The sequence below is a fragment of the Kitasatospora sp. UYEF31 genome (assembly GCF_057291755.1).
On record NZ_JBXAWK010000067.1, the window covers coordinates 1 to 18,253 of the forward strand.

The 18,253-nt window shown below is 69.1% G+C and carries 16 protein-coding genes; 4 read left to right on the forward strand and 12 right to left on the reverse strand.

All coding sequences use genetic code 11. The features are described 5' to 3' along the window. Positions 1–82: 82 nt before the first annotated feature. The 4 genes from AC0Z36_RS25295 to AC0Z36_RS25310 all read left to right on the forward strand — a co-directional run bounded on the left by AC0Z36_RS25295 (position 83) and on the right by AC0Z36_RS25310 (position 3,433). Positions 83–1,171 (forward strand): lanthionine synthetase C family protein, encoded by a 1,089-nt coding sequence (locus AC0Z36_RS25295; RefSeq protein ID WP_485465354.1) that lies wholly within the window; start codon positions 83–85, stop codon positions 1,169–1,171. Between the two features lie 11 nt (positions 1,172–1,182). Beyond that, positions 1,183–2,130: a thiopeptide-type bacteriocin biosynthesis protein gene (locus AC0Z36_RS25300; protein WP_485465355.1), complete on the forward strand. Its 948-nt coding sequence runs from the start codon at positions 1,183–1,185 to the stop codon at positions 2,128–2,130. A gap of 124 nt (positions 2,131–2,254) precedes the next feature. Then, positions 2,255–2,848 carry an ATP-binding protein gene (locus AC0Z36_RS25305; RefSeq protein ID WP_485465356.1) on the forward strand — a complete coding sequence of 198 codons (594 nt, stop codon included), beginning with the start codon at positions 2,255–2,257 and terminating at the stop codon, positions 2,846–2,848. 96 nt (positions 2,849–2,944) lie between these two features. Further along, the gene (locus AC0Z36_RS25310) at positions 2,945–3,433 is read left to right on the forward strand and encodes a hypothetical protein (protein ID WP_485465357.1); all 489 of its coding nucleotides are present in this window, start codon (positions 2,945–2,947) and stop codon (positions 3,431–3,433) included. 53 nt (positions 3,434–3,486) lie between these two features. On the opposite strand, the gene mobF is transcribed toward AC0Z36_RS25310, so the two are convergent. The 12 genes from mobF to AC0Z36_RS25370 form a co-directional block, all read right to left on the reverse strand. Beyond that, complete coding sequence (mobF, locus tag AC0Z36_RS25315) at positions 3,487–7,956, reverse strand: MobF family relaxase (protein WP_485465358.1); 4,470 nt, start codon at positions 7,954–7,956, stop codon at positions 3,487–3,489. Between the two features lie 595 nt (positions 7,957–8,551). Next, positions 8,552–9,241 carry a hypothetical protein gene (locus tag AC0Z36_RS25320; RefSeq protein WP_485465359.1) on the reverse strand — a complete coding sequence of 230 codons (690 nt, stop codon included), beginning with the start codon at positions 9,239–9,241 and terminating at the stop codon, positions 8,552–8,554. Beyond that, positions 9,238–9,522, reverse strand: a complete 285-nt coding sequence (locus AC0Z36_RS25325) for a DUF6211 family protein (RefSeq protein WP_485465360.1) — start codon at positions 9,520–9,522, stop codon at positions 9,238–9,240. Before AC0Z36_RS25325 ends, AC0Z36_RS25320 begins: the two co-directional genes overlap by 4 nt. Before the next feature lie 184 nt (positions 9,523–9,706). After that, positions 9,707–10,303 carry a DUF6349 family protein gene (locus AC0Z36_RS25330; RefSeq protein ID WP_485465361.1) on the reverse strand — a complete coding sequence of 199 codons (597 nt, stop codon included), beginning with the start codon at positions 10,301–10,303 and terminating at the stop codon, positions 9,707–9,709. Continuing rightward, complete coding sequence (locus AC0Z36_RS25335; RefSeq protein ID WP_485465362.1) at positions 10,293–10,700, reverse strand: DUF6181 family protein; 408 nt, start codon at positions 10,698–10,700, stop codon at positions 10,293–10,295. The genes AC0Z36_RS25330 and AC0Z36_RS25335 overlap by 11 nt, the downstream gene beginning before the upstream one ends. A gap of 129 nt (positions 10,701–10,829) precedes the next feature. Continuing rightward, positions 10,830–11,177 carry a hypothetical protein gene (locus AC0Z36_RS25340; RefSeq protein WP_485465363.1) on the reverse strand — a complete coding sequence of 116 codons (348 nt, stop codon included), beginning with the start codon at positions 11,175–11,177 and terminating at the stop codon, positions 10,830–10,832. 66 nt (positions 11,178–11,243) lie between these two features. Further along, positions 11,244–12,209, reverse strand: coding sequence for a DUF3560 domain-containing protein (locus AC0Z36_RS25345; protein WP_485465364.1), 966 nt, complete (start codon positions 12,207–12,209; stop codon positions 11,244–11,246). 378 nt (positions 12,210–12,587) lie between these two features. Further along, positions 12,588–12,980, reverse strand: a complete 393-nt coding sequence (locus AC0Z36_RS25350) for a DUF6409 family protein (RefSeq protein WP_485465365.1) — start codon at positions 12,978–12,980, stop codon at positions 12,588–12,590. Positions 12,981–13,097: 117 nt separating this feature from the next. Further along, on the reverse strand, positions 13,098–13,958 hold the full coding sequence (locus tag AC0Z36_RS25355) for a hypothetical protein (protein ID WP_485465366.1): 861 nt from the start codon (positions 13,956–13,958) through the stop codon (positions 13,098–13,100). A gap of 632 nt (positions 13,959–14,590) precedes the next feature. Continuing rightward, the gene (locus AC0Z36_RS25360; RefSeq protein WP_485465367.1) at positions 14,591–15,814 is read right to left on the reverse strand and encodes a hypothetical protein; all 1,224 of its coding nucleotides are present in this window, start codon (positions 15,812–15,814) and stop codon (positions 14,591–14,593) included. A gap of 138 nt (positions 15,815–15,952) precedes the next feature. Continuing rightward, the gene (locus AC0Z36_RS25365; RefSeq protein ID WP_485465368.1) at positions 15,953–16,369 is read right to left on the reverse strand and encodes a hypothetical protein; all 417 of its coding nucleotides are present in this window, start codon (positions 16,367–16,369) and stop codon (positions 15,953–15,955) included. Positions 16,370–16,441: 72 nt separating this feature from the next. Beyond that, positions 16,442–18,253, reverse strand: coding sequence for a ParB/RepB/Spo0J family partition protein (locus tag AC0Z36_RS25370; protein ID WP_485465369.1), 1,812 nt, complete (start codon positions 18,251–18,253; stop codon positions 16,442–16,444).

Here is an 18,253-nt window from a genome sequence, read left to right on the forward strand (position 1 = left end):
CACCGTGCCTGGATCAACGACCCAGCCAAACGTAGGGAACCCGAACCCCACTCCTCATAACCAATCCAACGTCTCAGTTGACTTGACAGCTTCCGCCGCCCTGCTCCAGATAGAGCGGGCCCGGCGGGGCACCGGGGAGTGGCAGGACGTGCACCGCACCCTCGCCGGGATCGGTCCCTTGGCCGACGGCCCGGAGGCGAACCTGTTCCTCGGCGCCCCCGCGATGGCCTTCGTCTTGCACCTCGCTGCCGACGGCACCGACCGGTATGCAGGCGCCTTGCACACCCTCGACGGGATCGTGGCCGAGCACACGAGACAGCGGCTTTCCGCCGCTCACGCCCGGATCGACGCCGGTCGCCGGCCCTCGTTCGCGGAGTACGACCTGTTCCGCGGTCTGACCGGTATCGGGGCCCTGCTACTGCGGCGACAGCCCAGCGGTCCTGAGCTGAAGGGCGTCCTGGAGTACCTGGTCCGCCTGAGCAAACCTCTCACAGACGCGACGCACGGGCCCCTGCCCGGCTGGTGGGTCGGCCACGCCCCTGCCAGCGACAAGACCGCCACGCCGGGCGGCCATGCCAACGCCGGGCTGGCGCACGGCATCACGGGACCGCTCGCTCTCCTCTCCCTGGCCCTGCGCGCGGGCGTCGCCGTGGACGGACACGAGGCAGCCATCCGGCGCATCTGCCGCTGGCTCGACCAAGTCCAACAGACCGAGGCTCACGGCCTTCGCTGGCCCCGGTGGATCAGCCACCTCGGTGCCGCTCCCGTGCACGCAGCCGCCCCCGGCTGGTGCTACGGCACACCCGGAATCGCTCGTGCGCAGCAGCTTGCGGCCATCGTTCTTGAGGATGCGGACCGTAAGCGGATGGTCGAGCGCGCCCTGCTGTACTGCCTCACCGACCGTCACCAGATCGACCTGGTCGCCGACCGCGGGCTCTGCCATGGTTTCGGGGGTGTTCTGCGTGCTGTCCAGCGCATTGCGGAAGACGCCGACACCCCGGCCAAGTACCGCCACCGGTTCAACTTCCTCATCGGGCGGTTCGCGCTGGCTCCGGCCCCCGATGAGAACGGCCTCCTGGTCGGGAAGACGGGAGCTGCCCTCGCCTTCCAGGACACCGAAGTCGGCGCCACCCCCCAAGGGCAGTGGGACTCCTGCCTGTTGCTGACGTGAGGAGTCCGGCCGTGCACCGCACAGACCGTCTGGAGGACGCAGTCCTGGCCGTTCTCGGCGGAACCTCCGTCGAAGACGCCGCCCGAACCGCAGACACGGAGCCCGCGCTCCTGTCCGAGGCCATCGAGCGCTACCAGGACGCCGGTCGGGCAGCGCTCGACGCCGAACCGTCCGGCTGGCAGCAGGCGAACATCCGCTTCACCGACTACCCGACCGGCCACCGGATCTTCCACGCCTACCTCCTGCCGGCCCTTCGCACCGGGCCAATCGGTAGCTGGTGGTTCGTTCGCAAGCACCCTCACTGGCGGCTGCGCTACCTCCCCGCTCCGGGCACCACCGCCGAGGACGTCGTCCGCCACGTCGCCGAGGCGCTGGGCAGCTCCGTCTCCTGGAACGTGACTGCCGAATGGAGTGCCTCGCCGTACGAACCAGAGGTCACCGCCTTCGGCGGCCCGAACGGAATAGCCCTCGCGCATGAGCTGTTTCACGCCGACAGCGTCGGCGTGCTCGACTACCTGGCAGCGGCGACTGACCAGCAAGCGGGGCTGGACACCAAGGCAGTTTCCCTCCTGGCCATGACGATGATAATGCGCTCGGCGGGCCTGGAGTTCGGCGAGCAGGGTGACGTGTGGGGGTTGGTCGAAGTACGGCGTCCGCTCACAGACGACGTCACCTCCGATCAGGTCAGCACCATGGTTGAGCCCATGCGCAGACTCCTCTTGGCAGACGCTCAATCCCTTCTCGAATCCGAAGCGCTCGCGCACGTCCAGCCATGGATCAGTGGCCTGGAGACCGGCGGACGGGCGTTCGAACAGGCGGCGGCGGCCGGAAAGCTCAGCCTTGGAATGCGCGGAATCCTCGCGCGGCACGTCATCTTCCACTGGAACCGGATGGGCTTCACCCTCCGCCAGCAATCCATCTGGTCCCGCGCAGCCCGAGAAGCGGTTCTCGGACGCTGAGCTGAGGGCGCTTCTCCAACTGCCCCCACGGCGCGCTTCTCCTCGTCGCCACCAAGTAGGAACTCCCCCAACCAGCGCGATGGCCCGGACACTCGGGCCACTGCCCCGCCGGGAGGCGTCCATAATGCAGCAAGTCCCCACTGTGCCCCACAGTCACCTGAAACTGGCCGACACCCCCAATGCGGCCGGCTGGGCCAGGCTCCACACCCGTGATGTGCTGGGCCGCTGGCAGGTGCCTTCCGACCTGATCGACTCCATCCTGTTAGTGCTCTCGGAACTCGTCACCAACGCGATCCAGCACCCGAACGACGCGAAGCAGCCCGAACGGCTGACCTCTGCGGTGCTGTCCAAGGTGCAGCTGATCGGCCTGGACCTCCAGCTGCGCGGCCCGACTGTCCTGGTACAGGTCACGGACAACGACACACGCCCCCCAGCGCCGAAGACTGTCGGCACCGATGCTGAGCGCGGACGCGGACTCTTCCTGGTCGAGCACATGAGCAGCCGATGGGGGTACTACCACCCGCCGAACGGCGGCAAGACCGTCTGGGCCGAGGTCCGCCCCGGCACCACAGCACCGAGACCTCGGACAGCAACCGCCAGAGAACCGTCGAACCGGGCAGGACGGCCACAGCCGTACGAGCCCATCACCGACGAACACCTTCCCGTCGACGACCCGCACCTCATGGGCCGCGTCCTGGTAGCACTCCGCCAAATCTGATGCCGCTGCCCCGCAGCGAACTGACCCGCGACGACCATCCGTGCTCCAGCCCTTTTGCTTCTGCCTCCGTCCACTCCCTTCACGAGGAGCTTCACCATGCAGCCCGCCGGTTCGGACCTGCCCGCCGATTCCGCGTTGCGCGACCAGATCGACGCCGCGACTGCCGAGAGCGATGCCTTCCTGACCGCCAGAGGGGCCTCTGCCCCGGTGTTCATGGGCCGGCCGGCCTGGCAGCGCTTGGCCCTGGAAGCCCTCATGGCCGCAGTCTGGTCCGGGACGGCGCGGCTGTGCGTGCACGTCAGGCCGGACCGGCTCGTCTCGACGCCGACCGTGGTCTGGGTCGAGGCGCCGGAGATGGTCTGCTGCCCGCCGTGCGATTTGGCGCGCAGGCTGGAGGAGGCGCGTACCTGCCAGGGGTGCGGGACCCGGGGCTCGCTTACCGGCGGTACCGAGTGCGCGGCGCCGGCCGGGCCGATGTCCGTCACCGCGCTCTGGTGCCAAGCATGCCCGCCGCCGACAGCCCCGTCGGATGCAGGCCGCCGTGGCCGTACCGGCAAGAAGCGTTCTCGCAGGCGTGGTCGTTGAAGGCTGCCGTGACGCTGGGCATTCGCCACCGGCACTGCTCAGACCGGATCGGACTACACAGGCAGTGCGTCCTGTGCGTTGTCCGGCGGGATGCTGTTGTGCGGGTAGTCCGTCGTGGCCCGGTGGCCGTACGGGGATTCGGGCTGCGGCGGGGTCGGTGCTGCTGCTTCCGCAGGCTCTGCGTTCTGTCGGCTACGGTCGGCCCGCACGGTCAGTTCACCCCGGAGGCCGGACGCCCGGCCGTCGGCGTTGCGCGCGGTGCGGCGTGCCTTGGTCGCCTCGGTGCGGAGGGCCTTGGCCGCCTCGGCGTCCTTGTCCTTGGCTCGTCGCAGCAGGGCGGCCTTCGTCTCCTGCGGCAGGTCGGCTTCGGTGAGCACGGCTTCGTGCTCACCGGCGGGCCCGGCCTGGGGGGCGACTTCGCGGAGCCGTTCCTTCGTGCTCTCCAGCTCCTGTTCGGCCCTGTGGCGCGTCCGGGTGAGGTCTTCGCGTTCTGCCTCGGCGGCGGTCCGCTGGTCACCGCGAAGTACGGGACGGCCGAACCGTCCGGTGGCGGCCAGCTGCTGCTCGATCCCGCTGATGCGGGCCTGGGTGCCGTGCAGCCGGGAGTTGTGTTCGGCGATGACCTCTTCCAGGGCACGCACGTCACGGATCGCCTCGGCGCGTCCGGCGACTTCTTGGTGCCGACGGCTGAGCGCGAGCACGTTGGGGCCGGTTCCGGCGGTCGCGCTCTGCTCGGCGCGGTCCGCAGCGGCCTCCGCCTTCTCGGCGGCCGTCCCGGTGGCACGTGCGGCTGCGACGGCCTTGCGCGCGGCATCGCGCAGGGCCGCGTTGGTGAGGTGGGCGTAGGGACGGGCTGCGGACGGCTGCCGGGGCTCGGGGGCTGCGGGCGGCGTCGCGGCTCGGTTGGCGGCGCCGGTGGTGCGGCGGGGTCCGGGCGTCGGAGCGGCCTCCTCGATGTCGTCCTGCTCGGGGGTGTCCCCGGCGCCGGGGGCGCGCGGGATCGGCAGGTCGGGGACGATGTGCCGGACGTGGGCGGGGACGGCGGCCGTCGGGAGTTCGGTGAGGATCATGCGTTCCTCGGTGCCGGTCTCGATCTCGCGGATGAGGCCCGCGACCGCGCGGTCAAGCTGTTCCTGGTCGGTGAGCGCTTCGCCTGCGCGGGCACGGTCGGCGTCGGTCTCGTAGACGGACAGCGGCAGGAAGAGGTGGGTCTCCTTCTTGTCGCGGCTCATCATCGTGTAGAGGGCGTTGGCCTGCGCGCCGGGACCGTAGACAAGGGCCTCCTCGACGCTGAGGCCCTGGCTCTTGTGGCCGGTGATGGCGTACCCGAGGCTGAGGCCGCCATGGGCGATGTAGTCGGCGTCCACCCATTCGGCGACGTCGCGGTGGCCGCCGCCCTCGGTCTTCGCCCTCCACTCGACCAGGACCCGGCGGTCCTCGTCCACCGCGACTACGAGTCCGCGGAACCCGTTCAGGACGTCCTCGTGCGCGCCCCGGCTCCGCTTGCTCCTGTAGTCGTTGGCCCGGAGGAGGACCTGGTCACCGACGGACAGGGCGAGTTCACCGCCGCCGGCCAGGGCGAAAAGGTGTTCCGGGCCGGTGAGGGCGCCGCTGGCCTTTCGCAGGGCCCGGGCCCCGACGTTGAGTTCCTCCACGACCTCGTTGGTGGCCGCGAGCATGAGCAGCTGCTGCACAGCGGTGTGGTTGTCGGTGTGCGCGGCGCGCTTGTCGGCCCAGACAGTCAGCATCGCGGCGAGGGCCTCGTCCTTGTCGGCGAGGGCGTGCACGCGGCCGGTTCCGGCGAACGTGCGCAGTGCCTCCGTGCGGTGGTCGTCGCGCCACAGGGCGAGCGCCCGGCGCTCGATCGTGTCCTTCTGCCGGAAGTTCTCGGTGAGTGCGAGCCCGCCCACGATGCGATGGATGGCGGCGAAGGAGCCGCCGATGCCCGGCGAGTGCAGCTGCTTGGGATCGCCGACGGTCACGATCTTCGTGCCGGTCGTGGCAGCGTAAGCCAGCAGTTCGGCGATGTCGCGGTCATCGCACATCGCGGCCTCGTCCACGACCAGCACGTCCACGCCGGTGAGGCCGGGGCCGCCAGTGCGGATGCCGGTGAGCCAGGAGGCGAGGGTGCGGGAGGTGATGCCCGCTTCGGCCTTGAGGTTCGCGGCGGCGACGGCGGCGGTGCTCGCGCCAGCGATGACGAGTCCGTTGGCCTCCCACGCGGCCCTCGCGGTGTTCATGATCGTGGTCTTGCCCGCGCCTGCGATGCCTTCGACCGCGTCGATGCCGTGGCCTGCGGTCAGCAGGCGTTCGAGGACTGCGCGCTGTTCGGCGGAGAACTCGAACTCGCCGCCGTGCTGGGCCTCGACTGCGGACAGGGTCATGGCGACGGTGTCGCCGGTGACGACGGCTGCCTGCTCGTTGAGGCGGTTGGTGGCCTCGGTGACGATGAGCGCTTCGGCAGCGACCACATCGGCCGTGGTGTACCGGTCGGCGTGGGTGAAGTGCTGGGCGCCCTTCGGGTTCAGCTTGACCGCGTACCCGGCGTGCCGCAGGACGGAGTTGGTGAGCTGCTCGGCTTCGTCCGCGTCGGCGACGCCGTACGGAAGGGCGTCCAGGACGGCGGCGATGGCGGCGGCGTGGGTGAAGTCCTTGCTGTGGCTGGTCAGCCCGGTCTTGGGGTTGAAGACCTGGGCGCACAGCTGGTCCAGGTCCGGGTTCTGGCCCGTCCGGTCCTGTTCGATGGCACTGGCCGTGATGGCGTCGGGGTCGTCACCGGCGGCGCGGCCCTCGGCCTGCCAGTAGGCGCGCAGGACATCGTCCTCGACTCCGGCGGCTTCGCCGTTCTTCGCGGCCTTGGAGGCGGCGGAGGCGGCGGTGCGCTCGCGGGTGGTGGCGCTGTCGTAGTCGATGCCGAGCTTGGTCAGCAGGTCCCGCACCTGGCTGTCGCGCTTGCTGAACAGCTTGATCGTGGCTTCGGGGATCGCCGCGATCTCCCACGCACCGGTCCGCTCCTCCCTGCGGAAGCTGATGCCGAAGGTGTCGGTCAGCTCGCGGCGGATGCGGGCGTTCATGAGGGACTGCGTCGCGCGGGCGTGCCGGTGCAGGTCCCGCCCCCCGCCGGCCACGGTGGACCACTGGCCGTCAGTGCCCTTGACCATGTTGGCCAGGGTGAAGTGCAGGTGGAAGTGGGGATCGCCGAACGGGGCGCCGTCCACGGGCCGGGCGGCGCGGTGCACCATCATCCAGCCGGAGAAGCCGCTGGTGGGCACGGTCTCGGCCTCGGCGCCGTCACCATGCCGACCGCGCATCGCGTAGGCGGTCCACCGCTCCAGCGCGCTGATGGACTCGCGGCCGGCTGCGGTGTAGATGCCCTCGACCTGGGCGGCGATCTCCTCGGGCGCGTAGGCGAGGAACGCGGACTTCGACTTGGCGAGGTCGAGGGTGACGTCCGCACCGAACCGGCCGACCTGCACCCGCCCTTCGAGTAGGGCAGCCCTGATCTCCTCGGTGTCCCACACCTCTTCGGGTGCGAGCCCGGCGGCCTTGGCCATGGCGACGGCTTCGCGGACGTCCATGGGCAGGTCGCGGAGGCGTCGGCGGCCTTCACCTGCGGTCTGGGTGTACCGGCGCTGCATGGACGCGGTGGTGAACAGGTCGGCGGGCTGCTGCCCGGTCTCGGCGGCCCGGGTTTCGACGGCGCGCAGGAGCGCGCGGGCGTCCAGGTGGCCACCGGCTTCCGCGGCCATGGCCTTCTGCAGAACGTCTTCGCCGTAGAGGTCGACGGCGTCGACTCCGACGGCACCGGCGAGCTTGAGCAGGGTGGAGGCCGGGACGCGGTGGGATTCACCGAACCGCTGGAGCTGGTTCTCCATCCGGCGGAAGGCGTCCTTCTTCCGATTGGAGTCCAGCAGGCTGGCGGGGGTGACGCTGCGTTCGGCGGCGGCGCGGCGGATGGCGCGGACCAGCGGGGCGGCGGGCAGCTTCGCGGCGGGGGCGATGGCGAGCTTGGGTTCCACGAGGGTCTTGCCGGTGTTCGGGTCCTCGCCGTGCATGAGCCTGCGGGCGGCCGTGAACTGCCCGGGGGCGAGGATGCTGCCAGGGGTGATGCCGAATTCGTTGAGGCCGCCGCCGATCCACACGAGGGGGCGTTCGCTGGCGTCGAGGTGGTAGTCCACCTGCCCGTCGGTGGCCGGGCGCGGGAGGGCCTGTTCGTCGTACAGGTCGCGGGCATTGAGGCTGGCTGCGGCGGCGAGCTCGACGGCGTCGAACCCGGTGAACTTCGGGTTCTGCGCGTTGCGGAGTTGGGTGCGGGCCCGGAAGAACGCCTTCTTGGCCTCGGTGGTGCCGAGGAGGGCGGCGACGGTGGTCCCGGCCGCTTCGGCCCTGGCCTCGATGGCGGCGATGAGCGGCGCGGCGTCGACCAGGACCGGCTTTCCGCAGCCATGGCCGCCGGTGAGGCGGTATTCAATCTGCTCGTCGGAGGGGCCGATCATGGTCACCCACGCCATCGGCCCGCTCACCCCCTGCACTCTTCCGGTCAAATTCGGTCGTCTTTGAGGATTGTATCGTCACGAAGTGACGATACCTTGGTCCATTTATTTCAAGATCGGCCATTGGGATGGGTGAGTTCCGCTTCTGCGGTCAGTGGGTCGGTATTCGGTCTTCGGGGGGTGCTGCGGCCTGAGGCTGTGAGGCTGTTACCTGAAGCATTGGGGTGTGGCGGGCTCGTGCTGGGAGCGCGACGGGTCTGGATGAGGGTGGGCTGAGCAGTAGTAGGTGCTCCTCTCGGCTCGGTGGGCTGGGCGTCGTGGGACCGCTGGCCGAACTGCGGTGTCCGGTCGGTAGATGGACTACGGCGGCCATTGATATGCGTAGGGCCCTCATCCCAGATTCGGGATAAGGGCCCTACGCATGTTGGCGGCCCGTTCTACGGGGCCTGGGTGGTCAGTGGCCACTCTCCGAACGGAACCGGCGGCTGGCCGTTGGCCTGGCGAACGGCTTCGTCGGTACCGCACGTGATGCAGATGAGGATGTCGCGGCCGGCGGTAAGGCGGGAGCGGGCTGGCCGTTCACCCAGCGGACCGCCACAGCGGGGGCAACAACTGTTGGCCACGGCTACTCCTCGGAGTGATCGCGGGCGGATTTGAGGATGAGGTTCCACGTGGAACGGCTGTACTCACCTTCGGACCCGGCTTGCAGCGCGGGGATGAGTTCCGCGTTCGACGCTCCGGGGTTCGCTGCGATGGCCTGCCTGGCGCGGATCAGTCGTTCGTCCCCCTGGTAGGGGTAGGCGAGTCCGCGGCGCCCCTTGGGGCGTCCGCCGGCGTGGCCGCGACCTTTACGTTCGGCAACGTACTTCCACATCCTCCACCGCTTCCACTGCGGGCGCTTCCGGGTCTTGGTCTCCACCCACGTGTCTGGGGCCGGCCATGCCTCGGGAGGGTTCTCCACGTAGTGGGAAACGGTGGAGCTGTCCGCGAAACCGCAGATCCTTGCCGCTTCTGCGGGGCCGACCATGTCCTCGCCGTCGCCGTCAAGCTTGGGTTCGTGGGTGGTGGCTGCGGCGGCACGCTGGCGCTGGAGCTCGTGGTGCCACGTCGCCCACGTCTTGCCATCCCAGTACAGAACGCCCTTGATCGTCACGGCGTCGGGATGGCCGTTGTTCGCGCGGTCGCTCCAGAGGTTGAAGAGCGTGGACTCACTGATGGAGTGGGTCTGTTGCAGGTCGACGCGGGAGCGAAGCCGTGGATCGGGAGTGGAAGTCCCCTGCTCCTGGTCGGGGCCGGGTTTGGCTGGCGGTGTCACAGGGTCTCCTCGGTGGGGTCTTGGGGTGGTGGTGTCCATGTGCGGCTGCCGTCGCGGTCGTGTCGGGTGAGGGTGGCGATGTCATCCAAGGGGACCGCTGCCGCCCAGTCGGCGTGGCTGGGCTCGTCGGCAGGAAGGTTGAGTACGACGTGCCGTCCGGTGGGAGGGAAGTCCTCCACGATCATGAAGTGAATGCCGGGTGGCGCACCGATGGTGTTGCCGGGTCTCAGCTGGGCGATGTCACCAGGCCGGGGGCTATCGGGATAGCTGTCGCGTAGCATGGTTCTGTCTTTCTGGTGAGAGACACCGACGGCCAGCGCCTTGTTGCCCTTGTGCGCTGGCCGTCTTTTGCTGTCCTGAGATGCTGCTGCGACGCTGGCGGTCTGAAAGCAGATCGGGCCTGCACAGCTTGGAATTAAACCACCTTTTAGAGTGGGGGGCTCCGACCACAAGTTGCTCGGGGCATTAGAAGAGTTCTTCCTGTTCGCCGGGCTGTGACCGCTCTGTCCGTATCGCCTTGCCGACGTGCAGTTCGTAGCGCGGCCGGCCCGGGTGCGGTGGGTCGTGGGGTTCGTTGTTGTAGCGGCTCCACACCAGCGACGGCGCTCCGCAGTCCAGCCACCCGTGCGGGTAGAACGGGCTGAGCTGCGTCCAGAGGCGTCCCCCGCGGAAGAGTCCTCGCAAGGCTTCGGCCTTGCTGACGACCGGGAGCTTGTGCCACCCGGGGAAGGCGTGGTCGTGGGCGTCGGCCACCGCGCTGTTACCCGCTTGGCCTGCAGGGCTTCCGCTGTAAATCGGCCCTTCCCACTCGCACTTCAGGCACCCGCCCCGGTGTTCCTCGGCGTCCTTGTCGGGAACGTACCGAGTCAGCAGGGTGGGGGTGTGGTCCCCGGCCTGCGGCGGTTCCTGGTCCACGTCGCAGTGTGCGCCGCCGGGATGTCCGGCGCGGATGTGCCATGTCTCCCCGGCAACGATGTTCTCCAGCGCGCGGGTCCGGGCGTTGCGCACCTGCCAGTAGTACGTCTGCCGGGCTGTCGCACCGCGTGGTTCGTCACTGGTCACGGTCTGTCTCCCGTCCGCTGAGGAGTTCGCTGAGCGGCTCGGCGAGGAACGCCTGCTCCTCAGGCGCATTGCTGAAGCGCGGCCCGTAGGTCCGGCGGATGGCGCGGCGGGCGGCCTGGTGCCGGTCGAGGAATGGGGAGTACGGGGAGAGGTCGAGGATTTCGTAGCAGTGGTGGGTGAGCGCCTCCGCAATGAGGGCCCGGACCTCTGCGGGATCAAGGGTGGCCACTTCCTGCATCGTGTGCGCCGCGAGGAGGACGCGGGTGAGTTCGGATGCGCTCAACCGCACGGTAAGGGGAACGGTGACGCGGGCGATGCAGTCCGCGCTGGGCTGGGCGGCTCCCCGCTTGTCTCGGCCCGGCCCGGTGGGGGTTCTGCGGTCGTTTGTCTCGCGCATGGTGTTGTTCCTGTCTTGTCGGCGGAACTGATCGGCGTGCCTCGCGCGTGCGGGACACGGTGCTGCCGTTCCTGTTCGGGTGGCCGGAGCGGCGAGTGGGGTGTCGCCCCGGCGGTGGTGGTCCGGTGGTCAGCGGTCGGCGTACTCAGCCGCTGCGGCGGCGCGGGCGGTCGCGGCCGGGCAGGGGCCAAGCAAGCGGGCGACGTGGCGGGCAGCTTGGTGCTCAGTGTCGTGTTCGCGGGCTGCCGCGATGGCGTCGATGTCTGCGACGATCTCGTCGGCGGTGACGGCGTGCAGTGTCGGGCACGGGCAACTGGTCCGGGCCTGGGCGGTGAGTTCGTCCAGGCGGGCGGCGTGCTCCTGGCTGGGGAGGCATCCGCGGTGCCGGATGGCGGGTCGTCCGCGCCTGAGGTGGGAGTAGAAGCGCGTGCCCGTCCAGCCGCAGAGGTACGTGCTGGCAGGGATGTCGGCGGTCATGGCGATGCCTGTCCTGGTGAGGGAGGGGCCCGCCCCGGGTGGTTCGGAACCGGGGCGGGCCGGGGACTACGCGGCGTCGGTCGGGTGTTCGCGCTTCATCTCTTCGGCGCTGATGCACCCAGACACCGCGTCGTAGGGGGCCGTCCAGGTCCAGTCGGCGATGTTGTTGTCCGACGCGCGGACGACAGTGCGGCCGGTGCCGTTGTGGATGTGCGGGATGGTCACGCTCTTCGTATTGACGCGGAGGACCTCGTACCAGGTGCCGTAGTAGCGAACGAAGTCTCCGCGCTGGAAGTCAGCCTTGGACCAGAGCTTGAAGCCGTTGGCCTCGGCTTCGCTTATAACGGCCTGCCAGTAGGCGATTTCCTCGGTGAGTTCCTCGTGCTGGATCTCCAGTTCCTGAACCGTGTCCGGGTTGGTGATGTCCCGGTGGAAACCCATGGCTGACTGGTCGTCCTGCCACTTCTCGACCGCGCGGAGATCGGCCTTCAGCTTCTCGATCCGGCGGAGAGTGGTGCCGGGGTTCTTCCGGAACTTCTCGTATCCGGCGGCGGCCTGTGCCCGGCCCGCCCAGTGCTCGGCACGCTTGTGCTCGCGAACGCTCTTGCCGTGGGCGTTGTGCATACGCTCCTGGTCACGACGTGCCCGGCGCTCGCTGTGGTGTCCGATCAGGATCGGCTGGCCGAAGGGGATGCCGTCGGCTATCCGCCGGCCTGCTGCCCACGAGGCATCGGAACTGCGTTCGGCGTTCTCGGCATATCCGCTGAAACGTTCGGCACGATCGGCGGCGCGCTCCTCGCGGTCCTGCTCGGCTTCAGCGAAGGTACGGCGGTCGGTGTTGTCGATGGTCAGCTCGGTTTCAAAGCCCGCGTCCCGCAGTCGCTGCGAGAGGATTTCGAGGGTCTTCTTGTCACCCGCGTGGTCGCGACTGTGAGGGGAGGTACCAGCACCCCAGCGTCCGGCTGTGCTTGAACGGCTGCCGCCAGGTGCGTCCGTACTCGCGGAGCTTGAGGATCTCGGCCGCGCCGTCACCCTTCGTCGTTCCAGTGACGAGTGTTCCTTGCCCACGGGTATGAGTGATCTTGATAGTCATCATTGAACTGTCTTTCTGGTGAGGGGTGTTCGTTCCGGCCGGAGGCCGGAGCTTGCGCGATGTGCGGAACGCACCACCGGTCGCGGGCTGTGAGGGACGAGCGGCCCGCTCGCCGTCGCGCCCTGCGCGACGGCAGTGGCAGTCGCGCCCCCGCGGGGCGCGTCCTTCGCGGGCCGGCGCCCGCCGGGGCCGCCTGCGGCACCGTCGGCCACCGGCGGTGAACGCACCGGCCCGCCACTGAGCCGCCCCCCGGAGGGGGTGTCCTTTAGGCGCGACCGATTCGGGGGGTTGCCCTCCCCCGAACCGGCAGCCCTCGGTCAGCTGGCGTAGAGCGCCCAGCGGTCGATGCGCGCGGAGCGCTGACCTGCAATCCGGTGGATCTCCTCGCGAAGTGCGTCACCGTCGTTCCAGGGAAGCTCACTCAGCTCAAAGCTGTTGGCGATGCCGTAGAAAGTCTCCGACGGCATGCTTTCCAACGTGGCGTCAATCGTGGTGAGTTCGTTGCAGAGCATGGCCTGCACGGTCGTACCAGCCTCCGGTGCGCCGAGAGTGAAGAACCAGGCCAGCACAGCGCCCTCGGCGGCTCCGCAAGGGCCGAGGATGATCGCCGGGCGGGCGTCGTGCTGCTGCATCTGGAACCAGGGTCCGGCCAGCACGATCGTGGCGGTGGGGAACGTCTGGGCGGGTGCGGGGGTCTCGGTGGTAGGCATGTCGTGTCCTGTCTGGTGAGAGGTGCCGCCGGGGCTTGTCAGCCCCGGCGGGGTGGCGGTCGGGGGGTCGCCCTCCCCCTTCTGATATCTTAATTAAACCATGTTTTACGGGAAAGGTCAACCCGCCGGGGCGAGTTCGCGGGCGTGGTCGTGGGCGAGAACGGCGTCCGCGATGGCGCGGCCGGTCTCGATGATCCGGACGGCGGACTCGTAGACGGGCGGCTTGCTGGCGTCGGTGATGATGCCTGCGAGCGGGGGCATGATGGCCGGTCCCGGCTCGATTCCCAGGATGATCGCCGCGACGTGGGCGGCGGATGCGGCTTCGGACACCCACTGACGGGGAGCGATCATGTCCGCGTTGCTGATGAGCTGCCGGGCGTGGGCGAACAGCAGTCCACGGGAGGCGGCGTTGGGCGACTCCTGGGAGAATTCATCCCGGCCGGACTTCTCCAGGTCCTCGCCGTACGCCTGGCTGTACTGAGTGTTCAACGCGGCCCGGATCATTTCGACGGACGGCAACACGTTGACCTCGGGCGCGACTTCGTCCCCGTCGGTCTGGCTGATGTCGTACACGGGTCCGGGCTTGAACTTGGACGCCTTCCGGACCCCTTCGGCGGGAGCCTTCCCCTGTCCCTCCTGAGTTTCGACGGCGGCGGGCTCATCCCCCGCGCCCTTCCGCTTCCTCATCGGCGTCCAAATCCGGATCGAGGTCACCCCGGGACGCGGGTAGCGACCCACCTTCCGCCAGTTACCGGCGCTGAGAACACGGGTGGCGTAAGGGTGCTGGGCCGCGATAGCGATGCAGTTGCCGGGGCTGCGGTCCTCCAGGACCGCGCCGGCGTGCATCAGCATGTCCCAGAAGTCATGGTCACTGACCATCGCGGAATACGCGCGGTCCATGGCGGCCTCAAGGTCGGCGTACGTCTGGGCGACATAGACGCGGCGCTCGTCGTCGGTCATCTTCGGCTTGCTGGCCATGTCAGTTCCTCTGGTGAGAGTGTCCGCCGGGCCGTTCATTCCGGCGGTGTCGTCCGGGGGGTTGCCCTCCCCCTTTCGATATCTTAATTAAACCATATTTTACAGAAGAAGGCAACCTTTCAGCCGCGCCGCGCATATGCGCCCCGTCACACATGGCGGCGGCCTGCGTGGTGTTCCCTCCTCGGTCGGACGGGTTTCCCGGACCAGGGTTCCGGGCGCGGGGTCCAGGCTCGCGCAGCGACCGCGAAGCGGCTCGGCCTGGATGCCGGGTCCGGGTTCCTGGTACGCCGTAGGCGGCCGACTGAGGAGGGGGCACCTCGTACGGAACTCGACCACCACCCAACGGGACCCGACCGCCTTCTCCCTCCCCTCCAGGTAAGGACCCGCCGGAGGCATCGCCGTTCCCTGCGGATGCTTGCGGCCGGCGGCGGAAAGGGTGCTGCACCATCTGCTCCGCAGGTGTGCGCGAAGCGCGCGGGAGGGGGCGGTCGCGCCCGAAGGGCGTGTCCTTGGGCCGGCTGCGAGCTGGCCCACGATGAGCCGTCCAGAGGACGCCCTTTGCGCGCCATTTTTGGCCCTCCCCCGTGCGGCGGTGCCCGGCCGGGCGGTGGGGGTCCGCCCGGCCAGTCTTCTCATGCCGCGATGGGCTGGCGCTCTGTGATCCGGCACCGGGTGAGAACGGTCTGCGCGGTGTCGCCGTAGCTGCCGTGTTCCTTGACCGTGCCGGTCAACCCCACTTCGTCGCCCTTCTCCGGGGTGGTTGCGGCACTGCTGAACCACACGTAGACGTTGCCCTCCGGGTCCTGGAACTTGACCAACCGGCGCTGCTGCCGGTTGTGGCCGTACCAGCGCTCTCCCAAGTCGATGACGGCGGAGACGGTGACGGTGGTGGTGAGGCGGTCGCCAACCTTGCCCTGCGGCTGGGAGTTCTGCGCCGCGCGCTCGACCGTGGCCTTCTCCTGGTCGCGGTGCCATCCGGCAATCGCGGACACCAGCGTTCCCAAGTGGCGGACGTCGACCGTGTCCGGGCGGGCAAGCTGTCCGACCTTGTGGCGGTACTCGTTCAGGCTGCCGTATCCCTCGGCTGCCCATGCCCGGACGGTGGCGGCGGTGCTTACGGCGTCGGCCTCGGCGTCGATGGCCGCGCGCCACTCGACCGGTGATTTGGCGTTGAAGAAATACGCTTCCACCGCGTCGGCGGTGGGTGCGGCGTCCTTCCACGTGGCGGCCTTGCTGACGTACCGGCCGTCCTGGGCCACGATTGCGGCGGTTACCCGCAGGACCTCGGCCACCAACAAGCGGACGTCTCCGGGGACTCCGCCGTCGGGCTCCTGGTCCCAATCGGAGTCTTTCAGGGAACCGATGCGCCACAGGGCCTCGATGCCCTTGACCGGGAGTCCGGTGTACGGCTCGACGCATGTCGTGCCCAACTGGCGGAACTCGCCGTTCTCGTGGCGCATGAGGTAGGTGGCGGTGCGGTGCCGTGCGACCTGGCAGCCGTGGCACAGATTCTCGACGGCGTGGTAGCCGCGCACCCTCTGGGCGTCCTGCTCGGACAGTCCGGGGAAAAGACTGACGATCGTCTCCCCCTCCTCGTCGTGATCGAGTCGGGCCAACGTGGCCCACCCCTGGTGGCGGGGAACCTCTCCGAGGATCGTCACGGTGACGGTGGGGCGCTGTCCGATCAGGCGGCCGTCGTGCGGCTCGTGGTAGTCCGCGAGGAACGGGGCGGAGATCTCCAGTGTGTAGCCCGTGAGCCGGTGGACGGCGGCGCGTGCGTTGGTCGCGGCGACAAGCTGACGGATGTGGGATTCCGCCGCGGCGGGGACGGAAAAGCGCATGCCGGTGGTGCTCATGGCGGGGGTGCTCCTGCTGGTGAGAGAGGGGGTCGACGTCCGGCCGGTGGCGGGTTGCCCTCCGCGTTCGGCCGGGGTGGGGACGGCTGGCGTCCCTGGTGCTGGGGAGGTGTTGCCCTCCTCCGTCAGCAATGCGATTTAAACCATGTTTTGCAGCGTGCGGCGGACGTCCGTTCCGGGGATGTCCAATGCGGCGCGGTCGCGGAGGAACGCGGCGAACAGAACGGCGGTGTAGCTGTCGGCCGTGCCGTAGGTGCGGCGGCAGTCGAGCGCTCCGACGCGCGCGCCCCGGTGGTAGACGGGGAACGCCCGTCCGGGCTCCGGGATGCCGAGTGCGTACAGTCCGCGCGGGGTGTCGACCCGCAGGACGACGGCGTCGGCGTCGTAGGCGGCTGACCAGTGGGCGGAACCGATGCCGAACTCCGCGAGTCCGGCCGCGATGGCGCGGGCCTGCATGATGTCGGCTCCGATGGCGGGGTTGGTCTCGGCTGAGGCGGGGACACAACCGCATCCGTGGTCGTCGGTGCGGTTACTGGCCTGGGCGGCGCGGGTCATGCGGGGAACTCCTGGGCGGGGTGGCCGGGGCGGGGAGGGTTTCCCCGCCCCGGCGTTGGGCGGCTGAAGAAGTTAGACGGCGTTCGGGGCGTCGTCCGCCTCGGCCACGGTCTCCGGCTCCGGCTCGCTCTCCGTCTCGGTCTCGGTCTCGGCCTCGGCCTCCGGCTCGCTCTCCGTCTCGGCCTCGGCCTCCGGCTCGCTCAACAGGTCGGTGGTGTCCTCTGCCTGGTCTGCCGACTCCTCACCGCTGGTGATCGCGGCGCGCTGCTTCTTGGCGGGGTCGTAGTCCTCGCCGTCCTTCACAGACTGCTCAATCGCCGTGAGCTGGTACCCCAGCGACTCCAGGACCGTGAACCACCGCCCGGTGGGCTTCCCGTTCCACGCTCGCTGTTCATCCGTGCGCCACGCGGAACGGGTGGCGCACTTCTCACAGACGGCGGCGATTGCCGCGAACTGGATCTGCGGGGCCCGGCGGGGGTCCGCGCTGACGTGCTCGGTGAAGCTGCTGCGGTCGTACGCCTGACCCTCCGAGAGGCTGAGGAGGTCCGCGAGAATCTCAGTGGTTGGGCCCTTTGTCAGTTCGTCCGTGATCCCCCACGTGCCGTCGATCAGCGCCGCGCTGACGTGTCCGATCAGGGCGGTCCTCATGTCCGTCGTCATGGTCTTGCGCTTGATCAGGTCCGTGAGCCACTTCCGGCGGAGCAGTTCGGCCGCGTCCCAATCGAGGTTCCCGGACTTCACCGCCGCGCGGGCGGCTCGCTCCGCCTCCTTCGCGGCTTCGTCCGTCGCGGCTCCGCCGTCTGTGGCCTGCTCGGCCTGGTGGTAGAGCCCGGGGGCGGTGCAGTACGGCTCGTACCGGTCTCCGTAGGACTCCTGGAACACCCACACCTCGCCTTCGCAACCCGCGTGCTGGTCACGAACGGTGCGGTCCAACTTGCGGACGGGCACGGCACGTTCGGAGAGTTCAAGCTCCGTTCGGACCTTGCTTCCAGCCGCTTCCAGTTCTGCGCGGTGGGTCTCTGCCTTCCGCCTCTTGTCCCGCTTGGTCTGCTCCACCGCGATGGCCCATGCAACATCGCTGGCGTCGGAGTTTTTCTCTGCGGCGGCCTGGGTGATGGCGGCGACTGCGTCCTCGTCGTCCGCGAAATCAACCAGTGCCGCGAGGTGCTCAAAGTTCCATTCGTAGTCTTGCGCCTGCGAGGCGGCGGCGTTCAGCTTCTCGTCCGTCCGGACCTTCACCAGCGCTTTGACGTCCTTCTGCCGGACGCCTGCGGCCTTGGCGATGCGTCCGACCTGACCGCCTGCCTCGGCCGCGCTGAACATGGCGACGTTCATCTCACTGCGCGTCAGGTTCTTGCGGTGGTGGGACGTGGTGACCATGTCGATGAACTGGTCTGCCTCGGTGCGGTCCTCGTCGTCCCACTCGTAGGGGAGGTGGGTCCGACCCGCTTCCTTCGACCCGTGGAAGCGGCGGTTCCCGTCGTTGACCTGGATCAACCCGTCGCCTACGCGCTGGATCTTGACGGGAATGCGGCACCCCTCGGCGCGGAGCGACTCCACGAACTCCGGGGAGATGTCGAGATCTTCGCGGGCGTTCCTCGGGTGCGGGGTGAGGGCGTCGATCCGGATCACCGGGCGGGGGGAGAACGGGACGGTTTCCAGCCCGGCCGCTCCGGCGGCGGCCAGACGAAGAAATCCGTCAATAAGCTGGGGCACGTCCCCGTTGGTGCGGACGACGTAGAGCGGTTCCTGAACGCCGTTCTCCGTGACGTCGGCCAGAAGATCGGCGGGGACTTCGATGTCCCGGATGTTGCCGGGGTGGGCGGCGAGTTCGGCGACGGTGATGGTCGGCCACTGCGTGGCGGTGGTCTGGGTGGTGCTCAT